Annotated in this window: 19 protein-coding genes; 10 read left to right on the plus strand and 9 right to left on the minus strand. The window is 72.7% G+C overall.

Annotated elements, in window-relative coordinates; all coding sequences use genetic code 11:
* The first annotated feature begins 520 nt into the window (after nt 1–520).
* Complete coding sequence (locus ACZ7KX_RS37285) at nt 521–991, plus strand: hypothetical protein (RefSeq protein ID WP_470330399.1); 471 nt, start codon at nt 521–523, stop codon at nt 989–991.
* 23 nt (nt 992–1,014) lie between these two features.
* Here ACZ7KX_RS37285 and ACZ7KX_RS37290 read toward each other — a convergent pair whose 3' ends face one another.
* Nucleotides 1,015–2,439, minus strand: coding sequence for an AfsR/SARP family transcriptional regulator (locus ACZ7KX_RS37290; RefSeq protein ID WP_470330400.1), 1,425 nt, complete (start codon nt 2,437–2,439; stop codon nt 1,015–1,017).
* A gap of 131 nt (nt 2,440–2,570) precedes the next feature.
* Here ACZ7KX_RS37290 and ACZ7KX_RS37295 point away from each other — a divergent pair, with 131 nt between their 5' ends.
* The 6 genes from ACZ7KX_RS37295 (at nt 2,571) to ACZ7KX_RS37320 (ending at nt 10,085) form a co-directional block, all read left to right on the plus strand.
* A complete protein-coding gene (locus ACZ7KX_RS37295; RefSeq protein WP_470330401.1) occupies nt 2,571–5,489 on the plus strand; it encodes an AfsR/SARP family transcriptional regulator in 2,919 nt (972 codons plus the stop codon).
* A gap of 143 nt (nt 5,490–5,632) precedes the next feature.
* A complete protein-coding gene (locus tag ACZ7KX_RS37300) occupies nt 5,633–6,541 on the plus strand; it encodes a CAP domain-containing protein (RefSeq protein WP_470330402.1) in 909 nt (302 codons plus the stop codon).
* Nucleotides 6,542–6,590: 49 nt separating this feature from the next.
* Complete coding sequence (locus ACZ7KX_RS37305) at nt 6,591–7,478, plus strand: peptidoglycan-binding protein (RefSeq protein WP_470330403.1); 888 nt, start codon at nt 6,591–6,593, stop codon at nt 7,476–7,478.
* A gap of 37 nt (nt 7,479–7,515) precedes the next feature.
* On the plus strand, nt 7,516–8,103 hold the full coding sequence (locus tag ACZ7KX_RS37310) for an RICIN domain-containing protein (protein WP_470330404.1): 588 nt from the start codon (nt 7,516–7,518) through the stop codon (nt 8,101–8,103).
* Between the two features lie 88 nt (nt 8,104–8,191).
* Nucleotides 8,192–9,007: a GNAT family N-acetyltransferase gene (locus ACZ7KX_RS37315; protein ID WP_470330405.1), complete on the plus strand. Its 816-nt coding sequence runs from the start codon at nt 8,192–8,194 to the stop codon at nt 9,005–9,007.
* 364 nt (nt 9,008–9,371) lie between these two features.
* Complete coding sequence (locus tag ACZ7KX_RS37320; protein WP_470330406.1) at nt 9,372–10,085, plus strand: hypothetical protein; 714 nt, start codon at nt 9,372–9,374, stop codon at nt 10,083–10,085.
* 97 nt (nt 10,086–10,182) lie between these two features.
* Here the strand turns inward: ACZ7KX_RS37320 and ACZ7KX_RS37325 are convergent, their stop codons facing one another.
* A complete protein-coding gene (locus ACZ7KX_RS37325; RefSeq protein WP_470330407.1) occupies nt 10,183–10,830 on the minus strand; it encodes a TetR/AcrR family transcriptional regulator in 648 nt (215 codons plus the stop codon).
* Between the two features lie 396 nt (nt 10,831–11,226).
* On the opposite strand from ACZ7KX_RS37325, the gene ACZ7KX_RS37330 reads away from it, so the two are divergent.
* The 3 genes from ACZ7KX_RS37330 to ACZ7KX_RS37340 all read left to right on the plus strand — a co-directional run bounded on the left by ACZ7KX_RS37330 (nt 11,227) and on the right by ACZ7KX_RS37340 (nt 13,885).
* Nucleotides 11,227–11,685, plus strand: coding sequence for a DUF6542 domain-containing protein (locus ACZ7KX_RS37330; protein WP_470330408.1), 459 nt, complete (start codon nt 11,227–11,229; stop codon nt 11,683–11,685).
* Nucleotides 11,678–13,354 carry an LCP family protein gene (locus ACZ7KX_RS37335; protein WP_470330409.1) on the plus strand — a complete coding sequence of 559 codons (1,677 nt, stop codon included), beginning with the start codon at nt 11,678–11,680 and terminating at the stop codon, nt 13,352–13,354. The genes ACZ7KX_RS37330 and ACZ7KX_RS37335 overlap by 8 nt, the downstream gene beginning before the upstream one ends.
* Nucleotides 13,355–13,504: 150 nt before the next feature.
* Nucleotides 13,505–13,885, plus strand: coding sequence for a VOC family protein (locus ACZ7KX_RS37340; RefSeq protein ID WP_470330410.1), 381 nt, complete (start codon nt 13,505–13,507; stop codon nt 13,883–13,885).
* A 95-nt stretch (nt 13,886–13,980) separates the two neighbouring features.
* Here the strand turns inward: ACZ7KX_RS37340 and ACZ7KX_RS37345 are convergent, their stop codons facing one another.
* The 7 genes from ACZ7KX_RS37345 to nuoL form a co-directional block, all read right to left on the minus strand.
* Nucleotides 13,981–15,036, minus strand: a complete 1,056-nt coding sequence (locus ACZ7KX_RS37345; RefSeq protein WP_470330411.1) for a 2-oxoacid:ferredoxin oxidoreductase subunit beta — start codon at nt 15,034–15,036, stop codon at nt 13,981–13,983.
* Nucleotides 15,033–17,030: a 2-oxoacid:acceptor oxidoreductase subunit alpha gene (locus ACZ7KX_RS37350; RefSeq protein ID WP_470330412.1), complete on the minus strand. Its 1,998-nt coding sequence runs from the start codon at nt 17,028–17,030 to the stop codon at nt 15,033–15,035. Before ACZ7KX_RS37350 ends, ACZ7KX_RS37345 begins: the two co-directional genes overlap by 4 nt.
* Nucleotides 17,031–17,305: 275 nt before the next feature.
* Entirely contained in the window at nt 17,306–17,968 is a 663-nt protein-coding gene (locus ACZ7KX_RS37355; RefSeq protein WP_470330413.1) for a response regulator, read from the minus strand.
* Nucleotides 17,969–18,136: 168 nt separating this feature from the next.
* A complete protein-coding gene (locus ACZ7KX_RS37360) occupies nt 18,137–19,147 on the minus strand; it encodes a polyprenyl synthetase family protein (RefSeq protein ID WP_396552212.1) in 1,011 nt (336 codons plus the stop codon).
* A 311-nt stretch (nt 19,148–19,458) separates the two neighbouring features.
* Nucleotides 19,459–21,096 carry an NADH-quinone oxidoreductase subunit NuoN gene (nuoN, locus tag ACZ7KX_RS37365; protein ID WP_470330414.1) on the minus strand — a complete coding sequence of 546 codons (1,638 nt, stop codon included), beginning with the start codon at nt 21,094–21,096 and terminating at the stop codon, nt 19,459–19,461.
* Nucleotides 21,093–22,760, minus strand: a complete 1,668-nt coding sequence (locus ACZ7KX_RS37370; RefSeq protein WP_470330415.1) for an NADH-quinone oxidoreductase subunit M — start codon at nt 22,758–22,760, stop codon at nt 21,093–21,095. The genes nuoN and ACZ7KX_RS37370 overlap by 4 nt, the downstream gene beginning before the upstream one ends.
* A gap of 37 nt (nt 22,761–22,797) precedes the next feature.
* Nucleotides 22,798–24,693 (minus strand): NADH-quinone oxidoreductase subunit L, encoded by a 1,896-nt coding sequence (gene nuoL, locus ACZ7KX_RS37375; RefSeq protein ID WP_470330416.1) that lies wholly within the window; start codon nt 24,691–24,693, stop codon nt 22,798–22,800.
* Nucleotides 24,694–24,698 lie beyond the last annotated feature (5 nt).

A 24,698-nucleotide genomic window follows, 5' to 3' on the forward strand; every position in this document is an offset into this window, starting at 1 on the left:
CCGGTGTCTTCCGAGGTTTGACGCCCCGTCCGACGTTTCAAACTCTAGCCGATCCCTGCCCCGAAAGGCGAATCGACCGCAATCCGATAAAACGACACACCAAATACATGCCGAGCCGCGACGCAGGAATGCGAACGCAGCCCAGCCCGAACCTGGGAAGTGGTGTTTCAGGGGATTGGCCACCCCGGGACCGTCCGCGCTGTTGCGTGTCCGGTGCTCCCTGCCGAGCGACTAGAGAACACTACTCCTACTTCGCGCCCAAGCCAAACGCCCCAGCTCCGGCCGGCTGCGGCCTCGCGCCGCCCCGCGTCGACCCGCGCCGTCCCCGGCGTCCCCGGCGTCCCCACTGCCCGCCAGCCCCCGGCGTGGCTGCCGAGCCCGGCCGCTCGCGCCAAGCAAACGTTCATCGGTTGTCTATCGCCGTCGGCCATGGTCGTTTGCACAAGGCGCGCCGCGGATCGCGGTCGTGCAGCACATGCAGGGACGAGAAGAGGCACACGGGGACATGAACATGAAGGCGATGAAGACTCTGCGGAACCTGGCCATAGGTGCGGCAGCCGGCATGCTGGCGCTGGTGGGAACGGTGGTATCGACGGGGACCGCGCAGGCCGCTACCGCGTACGGCTCGACCTTGGACGAGCCCGGGGTGCTCTACCCGGGCGATTACCTTGAGTCCGGCGACACCAGGCTGTTCATGCAGGGCGACGGCAACCTCGTCCTCTACAAGTACGCCCAGACGAACCCGACGCCGGTGTGGGTCGCCCCGGGAACCCAGTACTGCGGCCAGCGGGCGATCATGCAGGGCGACGGCAACTTCGTGGTCTACGGCGCCGGCAACCGCATCTGCTGGGCCCGCAACTCGTTCAAGACCAGTTCGTTGCAGACCGCCGCCGTGCTGGTGGAGCCCAAGGGCGGTCTCAAGATCGTCTACACCAACCCCCGCGAGTGGGGCATCGTCACGGACACGCTCCGCAGCTCCGACCCCTACTAAACCCCTGCCGCGCGGCCCGGCCCTCATCCCCGTTCGGCGAGCCACCTCACCAGGTCGGCCACCGACCACCAGGGCCGGGCCGCGAGCCGTGTCGCCGCCGTCCGCAGCAGGACGGGCAGGTGACCGCAGAGGCCGGCCAGCTCCACCGCCGCGGCCGGCTCCCGGCTGATCCGCTCCACGCCCACGATCCGCGCCAGCAGCTCGTGGGCGTCGTGCGGTTCCAGCGGTCCGACCGCCAGTCGGACCGCCCCGGCGGGCAGCACCTCGGGGTCCGCCCCCGTCACCACGGCCGCGCACCCCGGTACGGCGGGCAGCAGCAGTGTGGGGTCGGCCGCCCCGTCGAGCACCACCAGCACCCGCCGCCCGGTGAGCGCCGCCCGGTACTGCGCGGTCAGCTCGCTGACCGCGGCACAGCCTGCGGGCCGCTCCCCCAGGGCCCGCAGGAACGCCGCGAGGATCGTGCCGGGGTCTCCCCCGCCCGCGTACAACTGCCCGTCCGGGAAGTCGTCCTGGACGGCGTGCGCGACGTGCACGGCCAGCGCGGACGTCCCGCAGCCCGCCGGGCCCGACAGCGCCACCACCGGCGAACCACCGGCCGTCCGGAGCACCTGCTGGGCCTGCCGCGCCAGCCCGGCCCGGCCGACCAGGTCGGGGATGTCCGGCGGGAGCTGGCCGGGCCTCGGCAGCCGCCGCAGCGCCATCGGGGCCTCCCCGCGCCGGATCCGCTCGGCCAGCTCGACCAGCACCGGCGCCGGTTCGAGCCCCAGCTCCCCGTCCAACCGCTCCCGCAGCGCCTCGTACACCGCCAGCGCCTCCTCCGTGCGGCCGCAGCGGTGCAGCGCCAGCAGGCGCAGCCGGTGCACCTCCTCGTCCTGCGGGTGCGCGGCCGCCAGCACGGCCAGCGGCTCCACCACGTCGGCGTGCCGCCCGAGGGTCAGCTCCAGGTCGAGCAGCGTCTTCACCAGCGCGAAGCGGCCGGCCGACAGCCGCTCCCGCGTCCGCTCCGCGAACGCCCCGGGCACGCCGTCCAACGCGCGGTCGCCCTCCCACGTGGCGAGCGCCGCCACCAGCAGCTCCCGTGCCCGGGCCGGATCCTCGTGACGCAGCGCAACGGCCTCCGCCGTCGCGCCCTCGTAGCGGAAGAGGTCCACCGCCTCCCGCGGCACCGCCAGCCGGTACCCGCCCGCGGCCGCCACCAGCAGCTCGGGAGCGCCGAGCGCCCGCCGCAGCCGGTGCGCATGGGTGCCGATCTGCCCCACCGGATCCTTCGGCCAGCAGGTGTCGTCCTCGCCCCACAGACCCTCCACCAGCCGGTCCGTCGGCACCAACTGCCCGGGGGCGAGCAACAATGCGGCCAGCACGGCCCGCTGCTGCGGCCGGCCGAGATCCACCTCGCGGCCGTCACACGTGGCACCCAACGGCCCCAGCACGCGGAATTCGAGCCGCACAGCCCACCCCTCGAAGCTCGGAATCCGGTGCACAATCTGTGACAGAGCATAGGCCGCCGGGGTATGGGGGCGCCGCTGTCCGGACGGAAGTGGCGGAATCACGGCGCAGGGACGACTCTCGGGACGGGGACATGGACGACATGGGGGGATCCGGACTGCGGTTCGGACTGCTGGGGCCGCTCCGGGCGTGGTACGGGGAACAGGAACTGGAGCTGGGCAGACCGCAGCAGCGGGCCGTGCTCGCCGTGCTGCTGGCCGCCGCCGGGCGGACCGTGGCGGTCCCGGTCCTGGTCGAAGGGGTGTGGGGCGGGGCGGCCGCGCCCGCCGACCCCCGCAAGGCCGTCCAGCTCGCCGTCTCCCGGCTGCGCAGCGCGTTCCGCCCGTACAGCGACGCCGACCCGGACCGGCTGCCCCTGGTCCGGGTCGGCGACGGCTACGCGCTGCGGGTGCCCGGGGCCGAGGTGGACGCGGCCGCCTGGGAGGAGCTGCTGGCCGAGGCCGAACGGCTGCGGGCGGCGGACGCACCGCCGCGGGAGGTCCGCGAGGTGCTGCGGCGCGCCCAGCAGCTGTGGGTCGGCGAGCCGCTCGCCGGGTTGCCCGGGCCGCACGCCGACGCCGTCCGGGCCCGGCTCGCCGAGCAGCGGATCTCGGCCAAGGAGACCCGGCTGGAGCTGGACGCCGAACTCGGCGACCGCACCGACCTGACGGCGGAGGCCGAGGCACTCGCCCTGGAGCACCCCGGGCGCCCCCGGCTCACCGCCGTCCTGATGCGCGCCCTCTACCAGTCGGGCCGCAAGGCCGAGGCGCTCGCCGTGTACGAGGACGCCCGCCCGTCACTGCCGCCGGACGCACCGGGCCCGGCCGAGGTCCAGCTGCGCATCCTGCGCGAGGACGCCACCCTGCTGCCCGCCGGGGCCGCAGCCGGACCCGCCGCCGACACCTGGCGGGCGCCCAACCAGCTGCCCTGCGACCTGCCCGACTTCACCGGACGCGACGAAGAGGTGGAGACCCTCGCGGACCAGCTCTCCGCGGCCGGCGGACGCGCCGTCGTGGTCTCCGCCCTGGACGGCATGGGCGGCGTCGGCAAGACCACGCTCGCCGTGCACGTCGCCCGGCACGTCCGCACGCACTTCCCCGACGGGCAGCTCTTCGCCGACCTGCGCGGCGAGGACCGCACCCCGCCCGACCCGGGGAAGGTCCTCGCCGGATTCCTGCGAGTCCTGGGCGTCGACCCCGCGGACGTCCCCCCGGACACCGGCGAACGCAGCGCGCTCTACCGCTCGGCGCTGGCCGGGCGGCGCGTCCTGGTCGTCCTCGACAACGCCGCCGACTCCGGCCACGTCGAACCGCTGCTGCCCGGCTCGGCCGGCTGCGCCGTGCTCATCACCAGCCGCCACCGGCTGGCCGGCCTCCCCGGGGCGCACCAGTTGCGCCTGGACACCCTGCCGCCGGAGCAGGCCCTGGAACTGCTCACCCGCATCGTCGGCGCCGAACGCGTCGCCGCCGAACCCGCGGCCGCCGAGGAGGTCGTCCGGGCCTGCGGGCTGCTCCCACTCGCCGTCCGCATCGCCGCATCCCGGCTCGCCACCGACCCCGCGCTCACCCTCGCGGCGCTCGCCGAAGGCCTGCGCCACGAACACCGGCTGGCCCAACTCAGCGACGGCGAACGGACCCTGGAAGCCACCTTCGCGCTGTCCTACCGTCGCCTGGCGCCCGAACTCGCCCGCGCCTTCCGCCTTCTGTCGCTGCCCGACGCCCCCGACCTCCCGCTGCCCTGCGCCGCCGCCCTGCTCAGCCGCGACGAGGACGAGGCCGACCGCCTCCTCGAAGAGCTCGTCGACCTGAACCTGCTGCACTCCCCCCGGTTCGGCCGCTACGGCTTCCACGACCTCGTCCGCGCCTACGCCCGCGGCCGGCTCGCCGCCGAGGAGAGCGCCGCCGAACGGACCGCCGCCACCGACCGGCTGCTCGACTTCTGCCTCGCCACCGCCCGCAACGCCGACCTCGCCGCCCGCAAGGCCGAGCCCGCCGAGCTCAGCCTGCTCGGCGCACCCGTGGCCGTTCCCGGCCGGCCGATCGCCGACGGCCCGGAAGCCGTGCAGTGGATGCGCGACCAGGCCGAGGTGCACGCCGCCGTCATCGCGCTCGGCTGCGCCGATCCGGCCCTGCCGCTCGACCGGGCCGCCGAACTCGCCGACCGGATGGGCGCCGTGCTGCCGGAACGCACCCAGACCACCGTCATCGTCGACCTCGCCGGAGCCATCGCCCGGCAAGCGGCCGCCCGGGGCGAGCACGGCCCGCTCGCCCTCGCCCGCTACCTGCGCGGCAGCATGCTCTGGCACATCAACCGCTACGCCGAGTCCGAGGAGGAGATCCGCCGGGCCGTCGCCCTGTCCGACGGGGACGAGCGGACCGAACGCGTGCTCGCCAAGGCCCTGGTCACCCTCGGCAGCAACGCCCGGACGCACGGCCGCTACGCGGAGGCCGCCGAACACGCCGGCCGCGCCGCCGGCCTGTTCCACCGCCTCGGCGCCCAGCGCGCGGAGGGCAGCGCGCTCGGCGAGTTCGCGTTCAGCGCCGCCCAGACCGGGCGCCTCGACGAAGCCCGGGACGCCGCCGAACGCAGCGCCCGCCTGATGAGCGCCTCGGGGCCGGTCTCCGCGGCGATCGGCCGCTACTACCTCGCCCGGGTGCTGCGGCTGTGCGGCGACCCGGAGGCGGCGCTGGACCACGCCGTCGGTGCCCGCGAGGAGTTCACCGAGCTCCAGGTCACCGTGTTCGCGGCCGCGGCCGGCGACCTCGCCGCCCGCATCCACGCCGAGGCCGGCCGCTGGCTGCTCGCCGTCGACTCCGCCGAGGCCGTCCTCCCGCTCGCCCGCCGCACCAGTGCCGCGCTGGAGGCCGGCCTGCTGCGCACCCTCGGCACCGCGCTCACCGGCCTCGGCCGCCCGCGCCAGGCCCGGGCCTGTCTGGCGGACTCCCTGGAGGTGTACGAGCGGCTGGGGCTGTCGGAGGAAGCGGCGCAGGTCAGGGGGCTGATGGTGCGGTAGACGCGGCATCAACGCGGCTTCCCGCTACGCGCGTTGACCGCCCGTCTGCCGCAGTCCTGGAACGTCTTCCTCGTCAGGCCCCGGGGCCGCCGCGACCGAAACGGTCACGACCCGGGGCGCAGCACAGACGAGAGGCGCAACCCATGCCCACCCTCCCGCAGCACGGCCAGACCCTCACCCTCAGGTCCGCCAACGGAACCGTCGCCGACGTCCGTTCCAGCCAGACCGCCGCCGGCACCGCCGTCCAGTCCTGGGGCCCCAACGGCACCGCCGCACAGGGCTGGACCTTCTGGGCCAAGGAGAACGGCAGCTTCCTCCTGGAGACCCAGCTGACCACCGGGCGGCACGTCGGCGGCCAGGCCATGGTCATGGACTACAACTACTCCATCGGCCAGGCCTGGCTGTTCAACGAGCACAACCAGCCCAACCAGCACTGGTGCTTCGAGCCCGTCGACAACGACTGGATCCGCATCCGCACCACCCGCACCGACGAGGGCACGCTCTTCCTCACCGCCGCCGCCCCCGGCTCCCCGCTCACCCTGAGCCGGGAGGACGGCGGCAACCCGGCGCAGCGTTGGCAGCTCGTCCCGGCCGGCGCGGGCGGTACGGGCGGAGGCGGCCAGCAGCAGCCCCAGCCCCAGCCGCAGCCGCAGCCCGGCGCGGGTGGCGGCGACTACCGCAACGAGATGCTGAACGCCGTCAACGTCGAGCGCGGCCGCGTCGGCGCCCCGCCACTGCGCCTGGACGACCGGCTCAGCGCCGCCGCCCAGCGGCACGCCAACGACATGGCCTCGCACGACCTCACCCAGCACGACGGCACCGACGGCAGCTCGCCCTGGGACCGCATCCGCGACGCCGGCTTCGTCTCGCGCGCTTCCGCCGAGAACGTCACGCCCGGCAACAGCGTGCCGGAGGCCATGCAGATGTGGATGAACAGCCCGCACCACCGGGACAACATCCTCAACCCCGCCTACAACAGCATCGGCATCGGCTACGCCCCGCGCCAGCGCGGCAACTGGGGCCGCTACGTGCAGACCTTCGGCCAGGCCTGAGACCCGACCGCCACCCATCCAGCCTTCCAGCAACAAGGAGTCCACACCCATGTCCTCGAACGCGGCGGACCTGATCCGCATCGCCCGAGACGAGGTCGGCTACCACGAGGGTCGCAGCGGCGGGCACTGGAACAACGTCCAGAAGTTCTCGCCCGCCGTCTCCGGCCTGGAGTGGTCCCAGGGCGAGGCCTGGTGCGCCACCTTCGTCGCCTGGTGCGCCCAGGAGTCCGGCAACGCCGGCCTCTTCCCGGTCAGCGCCTCCTGCGCGGAGGGCGTCGCCTGGTTCAAGGAGCGCGGCCGCTTCACCGAGTACCCGGTGATCGGCGGCCAGGTCTTCTTCGGGCCCGGCGGCGGCAGCCACACCGGCATCTGCATCGCCTACACCGGCACCACCATCACCACCATCGAGGGCAACACCAACGACGGCGGCGGCGCCGAGGGCGACGGCGTCTACATGAAGACCCGCGATCGCCGCTCGGACTGGGTCCACGGGTACGGCATCCCGGACTTCGCCTGTGGCGTGGTCCTCGCCGACCCGGCGTGGAAGGACCGGCCCGGGGCGATCCACTTCGGGCAGGAGGCCTCCGCGGACGACAGTCCGAGCGGCGGCGCGCCGTCCGGTAGCGGCACGTCGTCCGGCGGCGCCACGGCCGCCGGCTCCGGCCCGGCGGACGACGCCGGCGGGAGCGCCTTCGAGCCCTTCCCCGGCGCCGACTTCTTCCACGACGGCCGGCGCAGCGACGTCGTCACGCGGATGGGCGAGCGCCTCGTCGCCGAGGGCTGCTCGGCCTACTCCGAGGGCCCCGGCCCGGAGTGGTCCGACGCCGACCGCGAGTCCTTCCGCAACTGGCAGCACAAGCTCGGCGACTCCGGTCCGGACGCCGACGGAATCCCCGGCCCCAAGCAGTGGGCCGCGCTCCAGGTCCCGTGCGGCTGACGCCGGGGCCCTCCACCACACCAGAAGGAGAACAGCGATGAGAACCACCACCGCGGCAACCACCACCCGTACCCGCAGGGTCCTCGCCTCGCTCGGCGCCGTCGCGGCCGTCGCGGGGGCGGTCGTGGCCGGTGCGCCGACCGCGCAGGCCGCGTCGTCCGCGCAGGCCGGCTGCGAGCTGTCGCCCTCCCTGCACAGCCCCGCGAAGATCTACAACGGCGCCACCGGCGTCCTCGACCTGCCGGGCAACAACGAGGCCAACGGCACGCGGATCGGCGTCTACTCGGCCAACGACTGGTCCGACGCCCAGCGCTGGATGGTCTGGGGCTACTGCGACGGCACCACCGCCATCTCGCACGGCGGCTCGGGCAAGGCCGTCGACCTCGACACCGGCTCGGGCGCCGTCCGGCTCTGGGACACCCCCGGCGGCTGGGACGGGCTCAACCGTCCGTTCGAGTACGGGATGCCGGACAGCCAGAAGTGGCGGCTGACCGACGAGGACCGCGGCTGGTACCTGGTCCGCAGCGCGACCAACGGGCAGTGCCTCAAGAGCAACGGGGCGGCGCAATACACCTCGATGACGTCCTGCGACCGCAACGACCCCGCCCAGCGCTGGATGCTCTGACCCGCCCCCGGGGCCCGGTCCGTTCGTCGGCGCCGACGAACGGACCGGGCCCCGGACCGGGTTCGCGGCCGGGCCTATCCTCGACCGCGTGCCCCTCATCAGCCTGCACGACCGCGCCGCGCTCGCCGCCCGTTTCCGCACCGATCCGGCGCTGCACCTCTTCGAGCTCGGCGACCTGGACGAACCCACCTGGCACAACACCGCCTGGTACACCGCCTCCGCCGAGCACGGCCCGGTCGCCCTGCTCTTCAGCGGCGGCGACACCCCGGTCCTGCTCGCCTTCGCCCGGCCCGCCGCCGTCCCGCGGCTGGAGGCCCTGCTGGGCGACCTGCGGCCGTTCCTGCCCCGCCGCTTCACGGCCGCGTTGCCGGACGGTGCCGAGCGGGCCCTCGCGCCCGACTACGCGGTCGAGCGCCGGACGCCGCTGCTCCGGATGCTCCTCACGGAGGGACTGCCGGACGGGCTGTCAGGCGGGCTGCCGGACGTGCTCCCGGACGGCGAAGCCGGCCACGACGCCGAGCCGTTGACCGCGGACGACCTCCCCGCCGTGCGCGCCCTGCTGGCCGAGTCCTACCCGGAGGCCTGGTTCGACCCGCGGATGCTGTCCGGGGGCGGCTACGTCGGTGTCCGCCGGGACGGCCGGCTGCTGGCCGTCGCGGGGGTGCACGTCCACTCCCCCGTCCAGCGGGTCGCCGTGCTCGGCAATGTGACCACCCACCCCGACGCCCGCGGCCGCGGCCTGGCCCGGGTCTGCGTCACCGCCCTGTGCCGGCACCTGGCCGCGACCACCGACCACCTGGGCCTCAACGTCCGCACCGACAACACGCCGGCGATCCGGCTCTACGAGCGACTCGGCTTCACCACCGTCGCCGAGTACAACGAGCTGGTGCTCAGCGCCTCGTGACGACCCCGCGAGCGACGAACCCGTGTGCCGACGGCGTGTGCCGACGGCGCGAGCGACGACCCCGCGTGCCGACGGCGTGCTCCGCGTCCTCCCCGGCGTCCGCCAGGCCGCCCAGCCGACGGGCTTGATCGATCATTTGCGGAACCACGACGAACAGATTCGCGCGAACATGATCGGCCCGGGGTTCCGCCCCCGCCCCGCCCCCTGATCACGGCTCGATATCCCTTGTCACGGACCCGCGGGGGAGTCGTCACGGACCAGTCAAGACGGCGCCAAAGCGATGGCACCCCGCCCCCGCGCTGCGCTATGAACGTCTCTCAGGAGGACCGCCCACCGGCGGTCCGCGATGACGGGGGAACGTCACATGAAGCCCATCCGCAACAATCGCCGTGCGCTGGCCCTGGCCGCGCTGGCCGCGGTCGGCGCACTCACCATGACCGCCTGCAACGACGACGCGTCGTCGTCCGACACCGCGACGACCCCGCCGGCGGCACCGTCCGCGCCGTCCGCGTCCGCCACAGGTGCCCCGTCGCCGAGCGGCGGCGCCATCACCCCGGCCGCCCCGACCTCCGCCCCGGCGGGGGGCGCGGCGTCCGGTTCGGCCGCCGCGCCCGCGCCCGCCGGCTCGACCCCGGCACCCGGCACCACGGTCAAGGTCGGCGACGCCGTCACCATCCCGTTCACGTCGGGCAGCACCAGCGGCACCATCGCGCTCGCGGTCACGTCGATCGAGAAGGGCGACCCGGCCGACCTCACCTCGCTGAACCTGGGCGACAAGGCCAAGGGGCTGGTGCCGTACTACATCCACTACAAGGTCACCAACGCCGGCAGCAGCGACCTGTCCTTCACCAGCGTCAACCACATGAAGGGCCTGCTGGCGGACGGCACCGAGGCGCAGGAGCTGATGATCATCGGCTCCTTCCCCAAGTGCAAGAGCGACTCGCTGCCCAAGGGCTTCACCAACGGGCAGTCGGCCACCTCCTGCGCGGTGGCGATGTCCCCGGAGGCGTCGAAGGTGGCGGGCGCCGAGTACTGGGGCGACCCGTACACCCTCGGCAAGGGCGTCAACTGGAAGTGACCGGTACGGTCTTCGGGCGGGGGCGGCGCAATGCCGCCCCCGCCCGGGTTTCCGGCCCTGGCGGGACCCGCTACGCCCGGACCGGGCCTGCCGGGTCTCAGCCGCGGGCCGCCGGGCCGCCGTGGATCCGCAGGAAGGCGTCGACGCCGACCGTCGCGATCCGCACGACCTCCTCGTCCGCCACCGGGAGGGCGCCCCAGAAGGAGCGCTCGGCGATGCCGTGGAAGGTCAGCAGCGTGTACTGCTCGGCGGCCAGTCCGACGTCCTCGACCACCAGCAGTCCGCGCTCCGCGAGCGCCTCGAAGTGCGCCGCGAGGTCGCGCATCGAGGCGATCGGCCCGGCCTCCAGCCAGGCCTCCAGGACGTCCGGCGGGATGTTGGCCACCTCGGCGCGGATCGCCCTGCCGAGCGCCCCGTGCTCCCCGGCGGACAGCACCGCGTGCGCCCGCTCGACCGCGAAGTCGACCAGGTCCTGGCGGAGGTCCACCACCCGGTCGAGGTACTTCGCCATCAGCTCCCGGATCTTCTCGGTCAGTTCCGCCGAGTTCTGCAGCGCCACCGACAGGAAGAGGGTCTCCTTGTCGGCGAAGTGGTTGTAGACCGTGCGCTTGGAGACCCCGGCCTCGGCCGCGATCGCGTCCATGCTGGCCCGCACGTAGCCCTCGCGCCCGAACACCACCATCGCGGCCTGCGTGATCGCCTTGCGCTTCTCCGGACGCCCCGCCGCTCCACCCGTGGTCGCCACGACCCACTCCTCATCCGTCGGCCCGGTGGCCGACCCGCTAGAAACTACCCGGTGTAGTTTATCCGACGCACCACGGACCGGCCACGGCCCAGGCCCCCGACCAGGCCCCCGACCGGGTCGCGCGCAGAGCCTCCCGCCGATCCGCAGCCGATCCGGAGCGCTTGCCGCCGGACGCACGTCATCTATGCTGCCTACGATCTCTACACCCGTGTAGAGGCCATGCGGAACCCTCCGCCCCGCTCACCGGCGGCCCGGCCGCACACGGGAACCGACCGACCGCCGCGAGCGTCCAGAACTGGCAGCGCCACGAACGGAGTTCCGGACACCGGGAGGACGATCGACGACCGGCGCGCGCCATCGTGGCGCACGGCACACGGGAACACCGGGGGTGAATGCGTGGCGGGACAACGAGGACGGTCATCCGACCAGGCTGCGCGGGAGCGGGCGGCGGGCAGGCCCGGGGCGTCCGCACGCCCCCTGGCCGGCGGAGCCGCCCTGCCCGTCGCCGCGGCCCTCGGGCTGCCCCTGGCGGGCGCCGCGGTCGACGAGCTGTCCGGCCCCGGCATGGGGCTCGCCTTCGCGGTGGGCGCGGTGCTCGGGACGGCGGCCGCGGCGGCGCTGAGCAGCCGGAACGGCTGGTGGTGGGTCCTGGCGTCCTCGCCGCTGGTCGTCCTGGGCGCGACGGCCGTCGTCGAGCTGACGGCCCACCGGGACGACTACCGGGGCAAGGGCCTGGCCACCGGCGCCGCGAAGTGGGTGGTGCACGGCTTCCCCGTGATGGCCGAGGCCGCGGCGGCGGCCCTGCTGGTGATCGTGGTCCGGCTGGTCCGGGACCGGAGGAGGCACCGTGGCTGACGACGCCGAGCACACCGAGGGCACCGCGGAGGCCGGGAACGGCGGCCGGGCGGCCGCCCGCAGGCGCGCCGCGGGCCGCGGGGGCGCCGGAGCCCGCCGGCCCTCCCCGTTGCTGATCGCCGGCCGGGTGGTGGCCTGCACCGTCGGACTGGCGGTGTTCGCCGCCAGCGGGGTGGTCTGGTACGAGGTCAAGCAGCTCACCGACGGGATGACCACCTCCAACGTCATCGCCGACACCAAGAAGGACGCCCCCAAGCACCTGGACAACTCGGTCAACCTGCTGCTGATCGGCCTGGACAGCCGCAAGAACATGGACGGCTCGGACCTCCCGCCGCAGTTCGTCCAGGACGAGCTGCACGCCGGCCACAGCTCCGACGTCGGCGGCTACAACACCAACTCCCTGATCCTGCTGCACATCCCCGCGAACGGCGGCAAGGTGCAGGCGGTCTCCATACCGCGCGACGACTACGTCATGACCTACAACGCCGACGGGTCCCAGCTGGGCATGGCCAAGATCAAGGAGGCCTACGGCGCCGCCAAGGACAAGGCGGACCCGGGCCTGCGGGCCAAGGGCCTCAAGGGCGCCGACCTGGAGAAGGCCGGCCGTGACATAGGACGCGCGGCCACCATCCGCACCGTGCAGAAGTTCCTCGACCAGCCGATCGACCACATCGCCGAGGTCAACCTGATGGGCTTCTACGACATCGCCAAGGCGGTCGAGCCGATCCAGGTCTGCCTCACCCACGACACCAAGGACCCGGCCATGGAAGGCCAGGGCTCCGGCGCGGACTTCAAGAAGGGCATCAACACCCTCAACGCCGCCCAGGCCCTGTCCTTCGTCCGCCAGCGCCACAACCTCGACGGCCCCGACGGCAACTCCGGCGACTTCGCCCGCACCCACCGCCAACAGGCCTTCATCTCCGCCGTCGTGCACAACCTGAAGCAGAAGGGCATCATCGGCGACCTCGGCAAGCTGCAGCAGCTGATGGGCGTGGTGCAGAAGGACCTCGTCATCGACAACGAGTGGAACATCCTCGACTTCGCCCAGCAGGCCCCGGCGCTGACCGGCGGCAACGTCGAGTTCAACACCCTGACCTTCGACGGCTTCGGCACCCGCAACGGCCAGGACGTCAACCTGGTCACCCCGTCGAAGATCCAGAAGGTGGTCAAGCAGCTGTTCGGCTACGCGGACGCCGCCGCGCCGGCCGACGCCGCGGACAACTCCGCCACCCCCGCCCCGTCGGCCCCCGCCGACACCCCGACGCCGACGCCGACCGCCGCGAAGGCCGTCACCGTGGACGTCCTCAACGCCTCCTCGGCTGCCGGGGTCACCTCGACGGCCGAGTCCAGGGCCCTGGTCGCGATGGGCTTCAAGGAGGGCCGGACCGGCCCGGCGGCCACCAGGCCGAAGACCACCACCGTCGTCCACGGCAAGGGCGCCAAGGAGGCGGCCGACCAGATCGCGGCCCGCTACGGCGTGACCGCCACCGAGTCCGCCTCCGTCGGCGCGGACCGCGTCGTGGTGACCCTCGGCACCGGCTTCACCGGCGTCGACGCCGACAAGCCGGCCGCCCCGGCCGGTGCGCCGTCCGACCCGACCGCCAACCTCCCGATGCAGGGCCCCGGGGTCGACGCCCAGTCCGACGGCGGCATCCCCTGCGTCTACTGACGCGTCCCGCACCGACCGCCCGAGGGAGGCTCCCACCCGGGAGCCTCCCTCGGGCGTTCCGGCGGCGACCCCTGGCGCAATTCTCCGTACTATGTATAGTGTACTGCGTACGGGATAACCGGGCACGTACGGACGAGAGGGTTCTCCGCCTTGCAGATCACCAGGACCGCCGTTTCCCTGACCGTCGAGGACGTCACCACCTCCGCCGCCTTCCTCAAGCGGCACTTCGGCTACGCCGAGGAGATGTCGGCCGACGGCTTCGTCTCGCTCGCCCACCCGGGCGGCGGAACGAACGTCGTCTACCTGCGGCGCGGCCTCGAAGTCCTGCCGGAGGACCAGCGCCACCGGATCGCGGACGGCGTGATCCTGGCGTTCGTCGTCGAGGACGTCGCCGCCGAGGAGCGCCGCCTGCGCGCGGAAGGGGTCACCATCACCCTGCCGCTGCGCGAGGAGCCGTGGGGCGAGAAGCTGTTCCAGGTCGCCGACCCGAACGGGATCGCGATCGAGCTGGTCGAGTGGGTCGAGAAGTAGCCGGCCGACGGCAGCCGGGCCCGCAGTAGGGGCGGAACGACGGGCGCCCCCGTCCCGGCCGGGACGGGGGCGCCGAGTCGCGTCCGGGGGGGCGGTCAGTCCACCGTCCAGGTGTCGCTGCCCGCCAGCAGCGCGGCCAGGTCGCCGGGGCCGCGGTCGGCGACGGCGGAGGCCAGCTGGCTCGCCATCAGTTCGTCGTAGACCGGCCGCTCGACGCTGCGCAGCACGCCGATCGGCGTGTGGTGCAGGGTGTCCGCGTCGGCGATCCGGGAGAGCGCGAAGGCGGTGGCCGGGCTCGCCGCGTGCGCGTCGTGGACCAGGAGGTCCGCCTCGTTCTCCGCCGTGACCGGCCCGGTGGACAGTTCGCCGTCCCGGCCCCGGAACACGCCGTTGGCCCCCTCCGCACCGAAGCGGATCGGCTGCCCGTGCTCCAGCCGGATCAGCGCCTCGTCCCGGGTGCCGGGCTCCTTCAGCACCTCGAAGGCGCCGTCGTTGAAGATGTTGCAGTTCTGGTAGATCTCCACCAACGCTGTGCCCTCGTGCTCGGCCGCCGCCCGCAGCACCGACTGCAGGTGCTGGCGGTCGGAGTCGATGGTGCGGGCGACGAAGGTGGCCTCGGCGCCGAGCGCCAGCGACAGCGGGTTGAACGGTGCGTCCAGCGAGCCCATCGGCGTGGACTTGGTGATCTTGCCGAGTTCGCTGGTCGGTGAGTACTGGCCCTTGGTGAGGCCGTAGATCCGGTTGTTGAACAGCAGGATCTTCAGGTTGACGTTCCGTCGCAGGGCGTGGATCAGGTGGTTGCCGCCGATCGACAGCGCGTCGCCGTCACCCGTCACCACCCAGACGCTGAGGTCCTGGCGCGAGCTCGCCAGCCCGGTCGCGATGGCCGGCGCCCGCCCGTGGATGGAGTGCACCCCGTAGGTGTTCATGTAGTACGGGAAGCGCGAGGAGCAGCCGATCCCCGAGACGAAGACCGTGTTCTCCCGCTTGATGCCGAGTTCCGGCATGAAGGACTGCACCGCCGCCAGGATCGCGTAGTCCCCGCAGCCGGGGCACCAGCGCACCTCCTGGTCGGTCTTGAAGTCCTTCGCGCTCTGCGGTGCTTCGGCCTTGGGCACCAGCCGCAGGGACGGGAAGCCGCTCTCGGTCATCGGTGGTCCTCCTCGTCCAGGGTGCCGATCGCGGCCCACAGCACGTCCGCCAACTGGGCTGCCTTGAAGGGCAGTCCGCGCACCTGGTTGTAGGACTCGGCGTCCACCAGGTACTTCGCCCGCAGCAGCAGCGCGAGCTGCCCCAGGTTCATCTCGGGCACGATGACCTTCTCGTAACTCCTCAGCACCGAGCCCAGGTTGGCCGGGAAGGGGTTGAGGTTGCGCAGGTGCGCCTGGGCGACCTCGCCGCCGTCCGCCCGGACCCGGCGCACCGCCGCAGTGATCGGCCCGTACGTCGAGCCCCAGCCGAGGACCAGCACCCGGGCGTCCCCGCTCGGGTCGTCCACCTCGACCGGCTTGACGGTGATGCCGTCGATCTTGGCCTGCCGGGTGCGGACCATGAAGTCGTGGTTGGCCGGGTCGTAGGAGATGTTCCCGGTGCCGTCCTGTTTCTCGATGCCGCCGATCCGGTGCTCCAGGCCGGGCGTGCCGGGCAGCGCCCAGGGCCGGGCCAGCGTCCGGGGATCGCGCAGGTACGGCCAGAAGGCGCCGTCCTCGCGGTTCGGGCCGGTCGCGAACTGCGGGTCGATCCCGGGCAGTTCGTCGACCTCGGGGATCCGCCAGGGCTCCGAGCCGTTGGCCAGGTAGCCGTCGGAGAGCAGGAAGACCGGGGTGCGGTAGGTGACCGCGATCCGGGCCGCCTCCAGTGCCGCGTCGAAGCACTCCGCGGGCGTGGCCGGGGCGACGATCGGCACCGGCGCCTCGCCGTTGCGCCCGAACATGGCCTGCAGCAGGTCCGCCTGCTCGGTCTTGGTCGGCAGCCCGGTGGAGGGGCCGCCGCGCTGGATGTCCACGACCAGCAGCGGCAGTTCGAGCGAGACCGCCAGGCCGATCGTCTCGCTCTTGAGCGCCACGCCCGGCCCGGAGGTGGTGGTCACGCCGAGCGCCCCGCCGAAGGCGGCGCCGAGCGCGGCACCGATGCCGGCGATCTCGTCCTCCGCCTGGAAGGTGCGCACCCCGAAGTTCTTGTGCTTGCTCAGCTCGTGCAGGATGTCCGAGGCCGGGGTGATCGGGTACGACCCCAGGTAGAGCGGCAGGCCCGAGCGCTGCGAGGCGGCGATCAGCCCGTAGGACAGCGCGAGGTTGCCGGAGATGTTGCGGTAGCGCCCGGCGGGGAGCTTGGCCGGCGGCACCTCGTAGGAGACCGCGAAGGACTCGGTGGTCTCGCCGAAGTTCCAACCCGCCCGGAAGGCCTGGATGTTCGCCTCGGCGATCTGCGGCTTCTTGGCGAACTTGCTGCGCAGGAACGTCTCGGTGCCGTGCGTGGGCCGGTGGTACATCCAGGACAGCAGGCCCAGGGCGAACATGTTCTTCGCCCGCTCGGCGTCCTTGCGGGCGAGGCCGCTGTCCTTGAGCGCCTCCAGGGTCAGCGTGGTGAGCGGCACCTTGTGCAGGTGGAAGCCGTCCAGCGAGCCGTCGGCGAGCGGGTCGGCCGCGTAACCGACCTTGGCCAGCGCGCGTTTGGTGAACTCGTCGGTGTTGACGATGACCTCGGCGCCGCGCGGAAGGTCCGCCAGGTTCGCCTTGAGCGCGGCCGGGTTCATCGCGACCAGCACGTTGGGGGCGTCGCCCGGGGTCAGGATGTCGTGGTCGGCGAAGTGCAGCTGGAAGGACGAGACACCGGGCAGGGTGCCGGCGGGGGCGCGGATCTCGGCGGGGAAGTTCGGCAGCGTGGACAGGTCGTTGCCGAAGGACGCAGTCTCCGAGGTGAACCGGTCACCGGTGAGCTGCATGCCGTCACCGGAGTCGCCGGCGAAACGGATGATCACCCGGTCGAGTCTGCGGATCGGCTTGGTGCGCCCGGGTGGCGGGCCGCCCGGGGCGGCCGGGCCGGCCGGTGCGCTCGGGCCGGGGCGTGCCTCCCCGTTCCCGGTACCGGCCTCGTCGCCGTCCGAACCGTCCACTGCCTCTGACTGATCGACCTGACTGGTCACTGCCGCGGACCTCCTAGGGCACACCACCGCGGGCGCGGCCCCGTGCCCCGTCCGCCTGGTGCACCTCTCGCATCCTATGCGGGTGGAGTCGGCCTGGAACGGAACTCCCGCGTGCGGCGGGAAATCACCGGCCCGCGCCCGTACCGCACACGGGAAGAACGTCCGACCGCCGGAGATCATTCCGAATCGGGCGGACCTTCCCGGGTGCCGGACGGGAGCCGGCACCCGCCGACACCCGCCGGGAGCGGGCGGGGCGGGGCGGGGCGGCGGGGTTCCTAGGACTTGAGGTACGTCAGCACGGCCAGCACCCGGCGGTGGTCCTCCGGGCTCTGGGCCAGGCCCAGCTTGAGGAAGATGTTGCTGACGTGCTTCTCCACCGCGCCGTCGGAGACCACCAGCTGCTTGGCCACCGCGGCGTTGGTGCGGCCCTCGGCCATCAGCCCGAGCACCTCGCGCTCGCGCGGCGTGAGATTGGCCAGAACGTCCCCCTTGCGGCTGCGGCTGAGCAGCTGCTGCACCACCTCGGGGTCCAGAGCGGTGCCGCCCTCGGCGACCCTGACCACCGCGTCGGCGAACTCGCGCACCTCGGCGACCCGGTCCTTCAGCAGGTAGCCGACACCGCGCGTGGATCCTGCCAGCAGCTCCGCGGCGTACCGCTCCTCCACGAACTGCGACAGCACGAGCACGCCCAGCTGCGGGTAGTGCCCGCGCAGCTCGACGCAGGCGCGCAGGCCCTCGTCGGTGTGGGTGGGGGGCATCCGGACGTCGGAGACCACGACGTCGGGCAGCTCGTCGGCCGAGGCCAGGTCGTGGATGGTCTTCACCAGGGCGGCGCCGTCCCCGACGCCCGCGACGACCTCCAGGCCGCGGTCGGTGAGCAGCCGGGTCAGTCCCTCCCGCAGCAGTACGGAGTCCTCGGCGATGACGACGCGACGCATGGCGACCTTCCCGGCAGGGGTGAGCTGACGGAAGTCAGTCTCCCCCATCGCCGGGGCCCGCCCCACCGATCCGGCCGGTTCCACCGGGGCCGGGGCCCGGTCGCGCCGAGCCCGGGCCGGTCACGGCCGAGAGCTCGGGGGCGGGGGCGGGACCGTCGGGCCGGGGCGTCACATGGTGCGGATGGCCACCGCGTCGCAGAGCCCTTCCAGGGCCGCCTTCGCCGCGCAGGCCGGCAGCGGGGCGAGCAGCGCCCGGGCCTCCTCGGCGCGGCGCAGCGTCTCGGCGCGGGCGCGCTCCAGCGCGGGGTGGGCCCGCATCAGGCGCAGCGCCTCGGCGTGCAGGCCGTCGTCCGAGAGGTCCTGGGTGAGCAGTTCGCGCAGCCGGGCGTCGTCCGGGTCCGCCGGGTCGGCCGGCATCTGCTGCAGCAGCAGGGTCGGCAGGGTCGGCACGCCCTCGCGCAGGTCGGTGCCGGGGGTCTTGCCGGACTCGTGGCCGTCGCTGGCGATGTCGAGCACGTCGTCGGCCAGCTGGAAGGCGATGCCGATCCGCTCGCCGAACTCGCCGAGGGTGTCGACGAGGGCGGGCTCGGCGCCGGCCATCAGCGCTCCTATCCGGCAGGAGACGGCGATCAGCGAGCCGGTCTTGCCCTCCAGCACGTCCAGGTAGTGGAGGAGCGGGTCCATGTCGGAGCCGGGGCCGCGGGTCTCCAGGATCTGGCCGGTGACCAGCCGCTCGAAGGCCTCGGCCTGCATCCGCACGGCCTCCGGGCCGAGGTCGGCCAGCACCTGGGAGGCGCGGGAGAAGAGGAAGTCGCCGGTGAGGATGGCGACCGAGTTGTCCCAGCGGGAGTTGGCACTGGGGGCGCCGCGGCGCACCGGGGCCTCGTCCATGACGTCGTCGTGGTACAGCGTGGCCAGGTGGGTGAGCTCGACGACGACCGCGGCCGGCACCACGCCGGGCGCCCCGGGGTCGCCGAACTGGGCGGCCAGCAGCAGGAGCAGCGGACGGAAGCGCTTGCCGCCGGCCTCAAGGAGGTGACTGGCGGTGACGGTGATGAAGGGGACGTCGCTCTTGACGGCCTCGCCGAGCGCCGCCTCCACCGCGTCCAGTCCGGCCTGGACGTCCCGGGTCAGGTCGCGGTCCTGCACGCTGAGCCCGAAGGGTTCCACGACGGTCACGAAGACCACTCCTCTGTCCCTGGTCGATCTAGCGGCCTGGTCCCTGAGTGCCGCCGCTGGCCATACAGGCAGGGTATCCGGTCGCGAGTGGATCACTGCACGGGCGTGCGGATCCTGTCATGATCCGGCTGGATTCCCTGGTCAGGGCCGCTGTACGGGCCGTGCGGCGGTGGGGGTGAATTCGGCTGGAAATAAAGGCGGGAGGGCCGCCGGAACGCTCCGGCCCGGGGTGCCGACAAACACCCGTCCGGGCCGCGCGAACGGGGCGCGGCCCGGACGGGGCCCTGGACGGGTGCGTTCGCGACGGGAGGTCAGCGCACGAACAGGGAGGCCTTCGACGCGAGGTCGAGGAAGTACTGCGGCAGCAGGCCGAGACCCAGCGTGACCAGCACCCCCACCCCGATCGCCGTCGCCGTGAAGGCGCTCGGGATCGCCACCGTGGGCCCGCCCGGCTGCGGGTCCGAGAAGAACATCAGCACGATGACCCTGATGTAGAAGAAGGCGGCCACCGCCGAGCTCAGCACACCGACGATCACCAGCGGTGTCGCCCCGCCGCTCGCCGCGGCCTGGAAGACCGCGAACTTCCCGGTGAAGCCGGAGGTCAGCGGGATCCCCGCGAAGGCCAGCAGGAACAGCGCGAAGACCGCGGCGACCAGTGGCGAGCGCCGCCCCAGCCCGGCCCAGCTGGACAGGTGGGTGGCCTCTCCCTTGGAGTCGCGCACCAGGGTGACCACGGCGAACGCGCCGAGCGTCACGAAGGAGTACGCCAGCAGGTAGAACAACACCGAGGAGATGCCCTGCTTGTTGACGGCGATCACGCCGGTCAGGATGAACCCGGCGTGTGCGATCGAGGAGTACGCCAGCAGCCGCTTCACGTCCTGCTGGGTCACCGCCAGCACCGCGCCGACCACCATGGTCAGGATCGCCACGCCCCACATCACCGGCCGCCAGTCCAGCCGCAGGCCCGGGAAGGCCACGTAGAACAGCCGCAGGAAGGCCCCGAAGGCCGCGACCTTGGTGGCGGCCGCCATGAATCCGGTGACCGGGGTCGGCGCGCCCTGGTAGACGTCCGGGGTCCAGGAGTGGAACGGCACCGCGGCCACCTTGAACAGCAGCCCGACCGAGAGCACCGCCAGGCCGGTCAGCACCAGCACGTCGCTCTGGGTGCTGCTGAGCTGCGCGGGGGTGGCCATCGCCTTGCCGGAGATGACGTCGCCGATGTCGCCGAGCTTGACGCTGCCCGCGTAGCCGTACAGCAGGGCCGTGCCGAACAGGAAGAACGCCGAGGCGAAGGCGCCGAGCAGGAAGTACTTGACCGCCGCCTCCTGGGAGAGCAGCCGGCGGCGCCGGGCCAGGGCGCACAGCAGGTACAGCGGGAGGGAGAAGACCTCCAGCGCCACGAACATGGTCAGCAGGTCGTTGGCGGCGGGGAAGAGCAGCATGCCGCCGACCGCGAACATGGTGAGCGGGAAGACCTCGCTGGTGGCGAAACCGGCCCGGACTGCGGCCCGCTCCTGCTCGCCGCCGGGGGTGGCGGCGGCCTGGGCGGTGAAGGCGTCGGCGGGCAGGCCGCCGGCCTTGGGCTCCAGCTTCCGCTCGGCGTAGGTGAGCACCGCGACCGCCGCCGCCAGCAGGATGACGCCCTGCAGGAACAGCGCCGGGCCGTCCAGCGCGACCGACTCCATGGCCAGCAGGTCGATCCGGGTGAAGCCGTGGCTCTGCACGGCCAGCACCACCACGGCGACGAAGGCACCGACCAGCCCGGTCAGCGCGAGCGTCACCTGCGTCCAGTGCCGGTACCGGCGGGGCACGAAGGCCTCCACCAGGATGCCGGCCACGGCGGCGCCGAACACCACGAGCATCGGGGAGAGTTGGCCGTACTCGATGTGCGGCGCCGGGATGCTGGGGGTGTTGCCGCCGGCGGCGGCGAGCACTGCGGTGGCGCTCACTTCTGCTCACCTCCTGGGGTGGCGGCGACCGGGTGGGCCGGCGCCGGGTCGGTCTCGTGGACCTGCGAGAGCGTCGCGTTCACCGAGGGGTTGACCAGGTCGGTGAGCGGCTTGGGGTAGACGCCGAGCAGGACGGTCAGCGCCACCAGCGGGGCGACCACGGCGAGTTCGCGGACCTTGAGGTCGGGGATCGCGTGCACTCCCTCCTTCACCGGGCCGGTCATGGTGCGCTGGTACAGCAGCAGGGCGTACAGCGCGGCCAGCACGATGCCGAGGGTCGCGACGATCCCGATCGCCGGGTAGCGGGTGAAGGTGCCGACCAGGACCAGGAACTCGCTGACGAACGGGGCGAGGCCGGGCAGCGAGAGGGTCGCCAGGCTGCCGATCAGGAAGGTCCCGGCGAGCACCGGGGCGACCTTCTGCACGCCGCCGTAGTCGGCGATCAGCCGCGAGCCGCGGCGGGAGATCAGGAAGCCGGCCACCAGCATCCACGCGGCGGTGGAGAGGCCGTGGTTGACCATGTAGAGGGTCGCGCCGCTCTGGCCCTGGCTGGTCAGGGCGAAGATGCCCATGATGATGAAGCCGAAGTGGGAGATCGACGCGTAGGCGACCAGCCGCTTGATGTCCTTCTGGCCGACCGCCAGCAGCGCGCCGTAGACGATCCCGATCAGCGAGAGGACCAGGATCGCCGGGGCGAAGGTCTTCGAGGCGTGCGGGAACAGACCGAGGCAGTAGCGCAGCATCGCGAAGGTGCCGACCTTGTCCACCACCGCGGTGATCAGCACCGCGGTGCCGGCGGTGGCCTCGCCCATCGCGTTCGGCAGCCAGGTGTGCAGCGGCCACAGCGGGGCCTTCACCGCGAAGGCGAAGAAGAAGCCCAGGAACAGCGCCTTCTCGGCGGTGCCGGACAGCTGCAGCCTGCCGTCGGCGATCGCCGAGGTGAGGGTCTGCAGGTCGAAGGTGCCGAAGCCCTGGTCCTGCGCGATCACGTAGAAGCCGATCACGGCGGCCAGCATCACCAGGCCGCCGAGCAGGTTGTAGAGCAGGAACTTCACGGCCGCGTAGGAGCGCTGACGCGCCGACTCGGGGCCGCCGGCCCGGTCCCCGAAGCCGCCGATCAGGAAGTACATCGGGATCAGCATGGCTTCGAAGAACACGTAGAACACGAAGACGTCGGTGGCGTAGAAGGAGACGATCACCATCGCCTCCACCGCCAGGACCAGGGCGAAGAAGCCCTGGGTGCGGCGCCGCCCCTCGATGGTGTCGGGGTCGACGGTGCCGTCGGGCCCGGCCGGGCCGGACCCCTCCTGCCCGTTGGCGGGCAAGGAAAGCGGGTCGGCGTCGTGCCAGGAGGCGAGCATCACCATCGGCACCAGGACGGCGGTGAGCAGGGCGAGGACGGCGCCGATGCCGTCCACGCCGAGCGAGAAGGTGATCCCGAAGGAGCGGATCCAGCTGTACGACTCGGTCAGCTGGTAGCGGTCGCCGTGCGGGTCGAACTGCGTCGCCACCACGGCGGCCAGCGCCAGGGTGACGGCGGAGACGCCCAGGGCGACGGCCTTGGTGGTCCGGCGCCTGGCCCCGGTCGACCCGGCGGGCAGGGCGGCGGTCAGCACCGCGCCGACCGCCGGGACGGCACAGGTGGTGCTCAGGAGGGCACTCATGCCCCCACCTCCCGACGGGAATCAGGACGACGAGTCATCAGACGGACCTCATCAGGAGAGTCGTGGCGACCAGCACCAGCGTGCCGCCGAACATGGAGAGCGCGTACGAGCGGACGAAGCCGTTCTGGATCCGCCGCAGTCGGCCGGACAGGCCCCCGATCGCGGCGGCGAGGCCGTTGACGAAGCCGTCCAGGCCGCGGCTGTCGAAGAAGACCAGGGTCGCGGTCAGCGCCGAGCCGGGCCGCACCAGCACCGCGTGGTTGAAGTCGTCCTGCAGCAGGTCGCGGCGGGCGGCCCGGGTGAGCGGGGAGCCGACCGGCGGGACCACCGGGACGGGCGAGCGCCCGTACATCAGGTGCGCGAGGCCGACGCCGGCCAGCATGCAGACCGTGGTCAGCGCGGTGACGACCGTCGCGGTGAGCGGCGAGTCGCCCTCGCTGTACCCGGTGACCGGTTCCAGCCACTTCAGGAAGGACTCGTTGTAGGCGAACAGCCCGCCCGCGAAGACCGAGCCGAAGGCCAGCAGGACCATCGGGAGCGTCATGATCTTCGGCGACTCGTGCGGGTGCGGGGCGTTGCCCTCGGCGTCGGACTTCCAGCGCTTCTCGCCGAAGAAGGTCAGCAGCATCACCCGGGTCATGTAGAACGCGGTGACGGCGGCGCCGACCAGTGCGCACAGGCCGAGGATCCAGCCCTCGGTGCCGCCCTTGGCGAAGGCCGCCTCGATGATCTTGTCCTTGGAGAAGAACCCGGACAGGCCCGGGAAGCCGATGATCGCCAGGTAGCCGAGGCCGAAGGTGGCGAAGGTGACCGGCATGTACTTCCGCAGGCCGCCGTAGTGACGCATGTTCACCTCGTCGTCCATGCCGTGCATGACCGACCCGGCGCCGAGGAACAGTCCGGCCTTGAAGAAGCCGTGGGTCACCAGGTGCATGATCGCGAAGACGTAGCCGATCGGGCCGAGCCCGGCCGCCAGCACCATGTAGCCGATCTGCGACATGGTCGAGCCGGCCAGCGCCTTCTTGATGTCGTCCTTGGCGCAACCGACGATCGCACCGAACAGCAGCGTGACCGTGCCGACCACCACCACGGCGGTCTGGGCGTCCGGCGCCAGGTCGAAGATCGCCGAGGAGCGGGTGATCAGGTAGACGCCGGCGGTCACCATGGTGGCCGCGTGGATCAGCGCCGAGACCGGGGTCGGACCCTCCATGGCGTCCCCGAGCCAGGACTGCAGCGGCACCTGGGCCGACTTGCCGCAGGCCGCCAGCAGCAGCATCAGGCCGATCGCCGTCAGCTTGCCCTCGCTCGCCCCGGGGGCGCCGGCGAAGACCGGGCCGAAGGCGAAGGAGCCGAACTCGGCGAACATCAGCATGATCGCGATGGACAGGCCCATGTCGCCGACCCGGTTGACGATGAAGGCCTTCTTCGCCGCCGTCGCCGCGCTCGGCTTGTGCTGCCAGAAGCCGATCAGCAGGTACGAGGCCAGGCCCACGCCCTCCCAACCGAAGTACAGCAGCAGGTAGTTGTCGGCGAGCACCAGCAGCAGCATGGCCGCCAGGAAGAGGTTCAGGTAGGCGAAGAAGCGGCGCCGTCGCTCGTCGTGCGCCATGTAGCCGACCGAGTAGACGTGGATCAGCGTGCCGACGCCGGTGATCAGCAGGACGAAGGTCATCGACAGCTGGTCGAGCCGGAAGGCCATGTCGGCCCGGAAGCCGTCCACCTGGATCCAGGTGAACAGGTACTTGGTGAGCGTCCGGTGCTCGGCGTCGCGGCCGAGCATGTCCGAGAGGAGCGCCAGGCCGAAGCCGAACGGGAGCGCGGCGAGCGCGGTGGCCAGCCAGTGGCCGAAGCGGTCCAGCGCCCGGCCGCCGAGCAGCAGCAGGACGGCACCGGCCAGTGGAGCCGCCACCAGCAGCGGAATGAGAGAGTTCACCGAGG

Source organism: Kitasatospora sp. NPDC038210 (genome assembly GCF_055600605.1).

Bases quoted from the DNA above. Each gene is read 5' to 3' on its own strand.
- ACZ7KX_RS37320 (WP_470330406.1), top strand. From the start codon at position 9,372: ATGAAGCCCATCCGCAACAATCGCCGTGCGCTGGCCCTGGCCGCGCTG.
- ACZ7KX_RS37295 (WP_470330401.1), top strand. From the start codon at position 2,571: ATGGACGACATGGGGGGATCCGGACTGCGGTTCGGACTGCTGGGGCCG.
- ACZ7KX_RS37305 (WP_470330403.1), top strand. From the start codon at position 6,591: ATGTCCTCGAACGCGGCGGACCTGATCCGCATCGCCCGAGACGAGGTC.
- ACZ7KX_RS37310 (WP_470330404.1), top strand. From the start codon at position 7,516: ATGAGAACCACCACCGCGGCAACCACCACCCGTACCCGCAGGGTCCTC.
- ACZ7KX_RS37355 (WP_470330413.1), bottom strand. From the start codon at position 17,968: ATGCGTCGCGTCGTCATCGCCGAGGACTCCGTACTGCTGCGGGAGGGA.
- ACZ7KX_RS37370 (WP_470330415.1), bottom strand. From the start codon at position 22,760: ATGAGTGCCCTCCTGAGCACCACCTGTGCCGTCCCGGCGGTCGGCGCG.
- ACZ7KX_RS37345 (WP_470330411.1), bottom strand. From the start codon at position 15,036: ATGACCGAGAGCGGCTTCCCGTCCCTGCGGCTGGTGCCCAAGGCCGAA.
- ACZ7KX_RS37300 (WP_470330402.1), top strand. From the start codon at position 5,633: ATGCCCACCCTCCCGCAGCACGGCCAGACCCTCACCCTCAGGTCCGCC.
- ACZ7KX_RS37285 (WP_470330399.1), top strand. From the start codon at position 521: ATGAAGACTCTGCGGAACCTGGCCATAGGTGCGGCAGCCGGCATGCTG.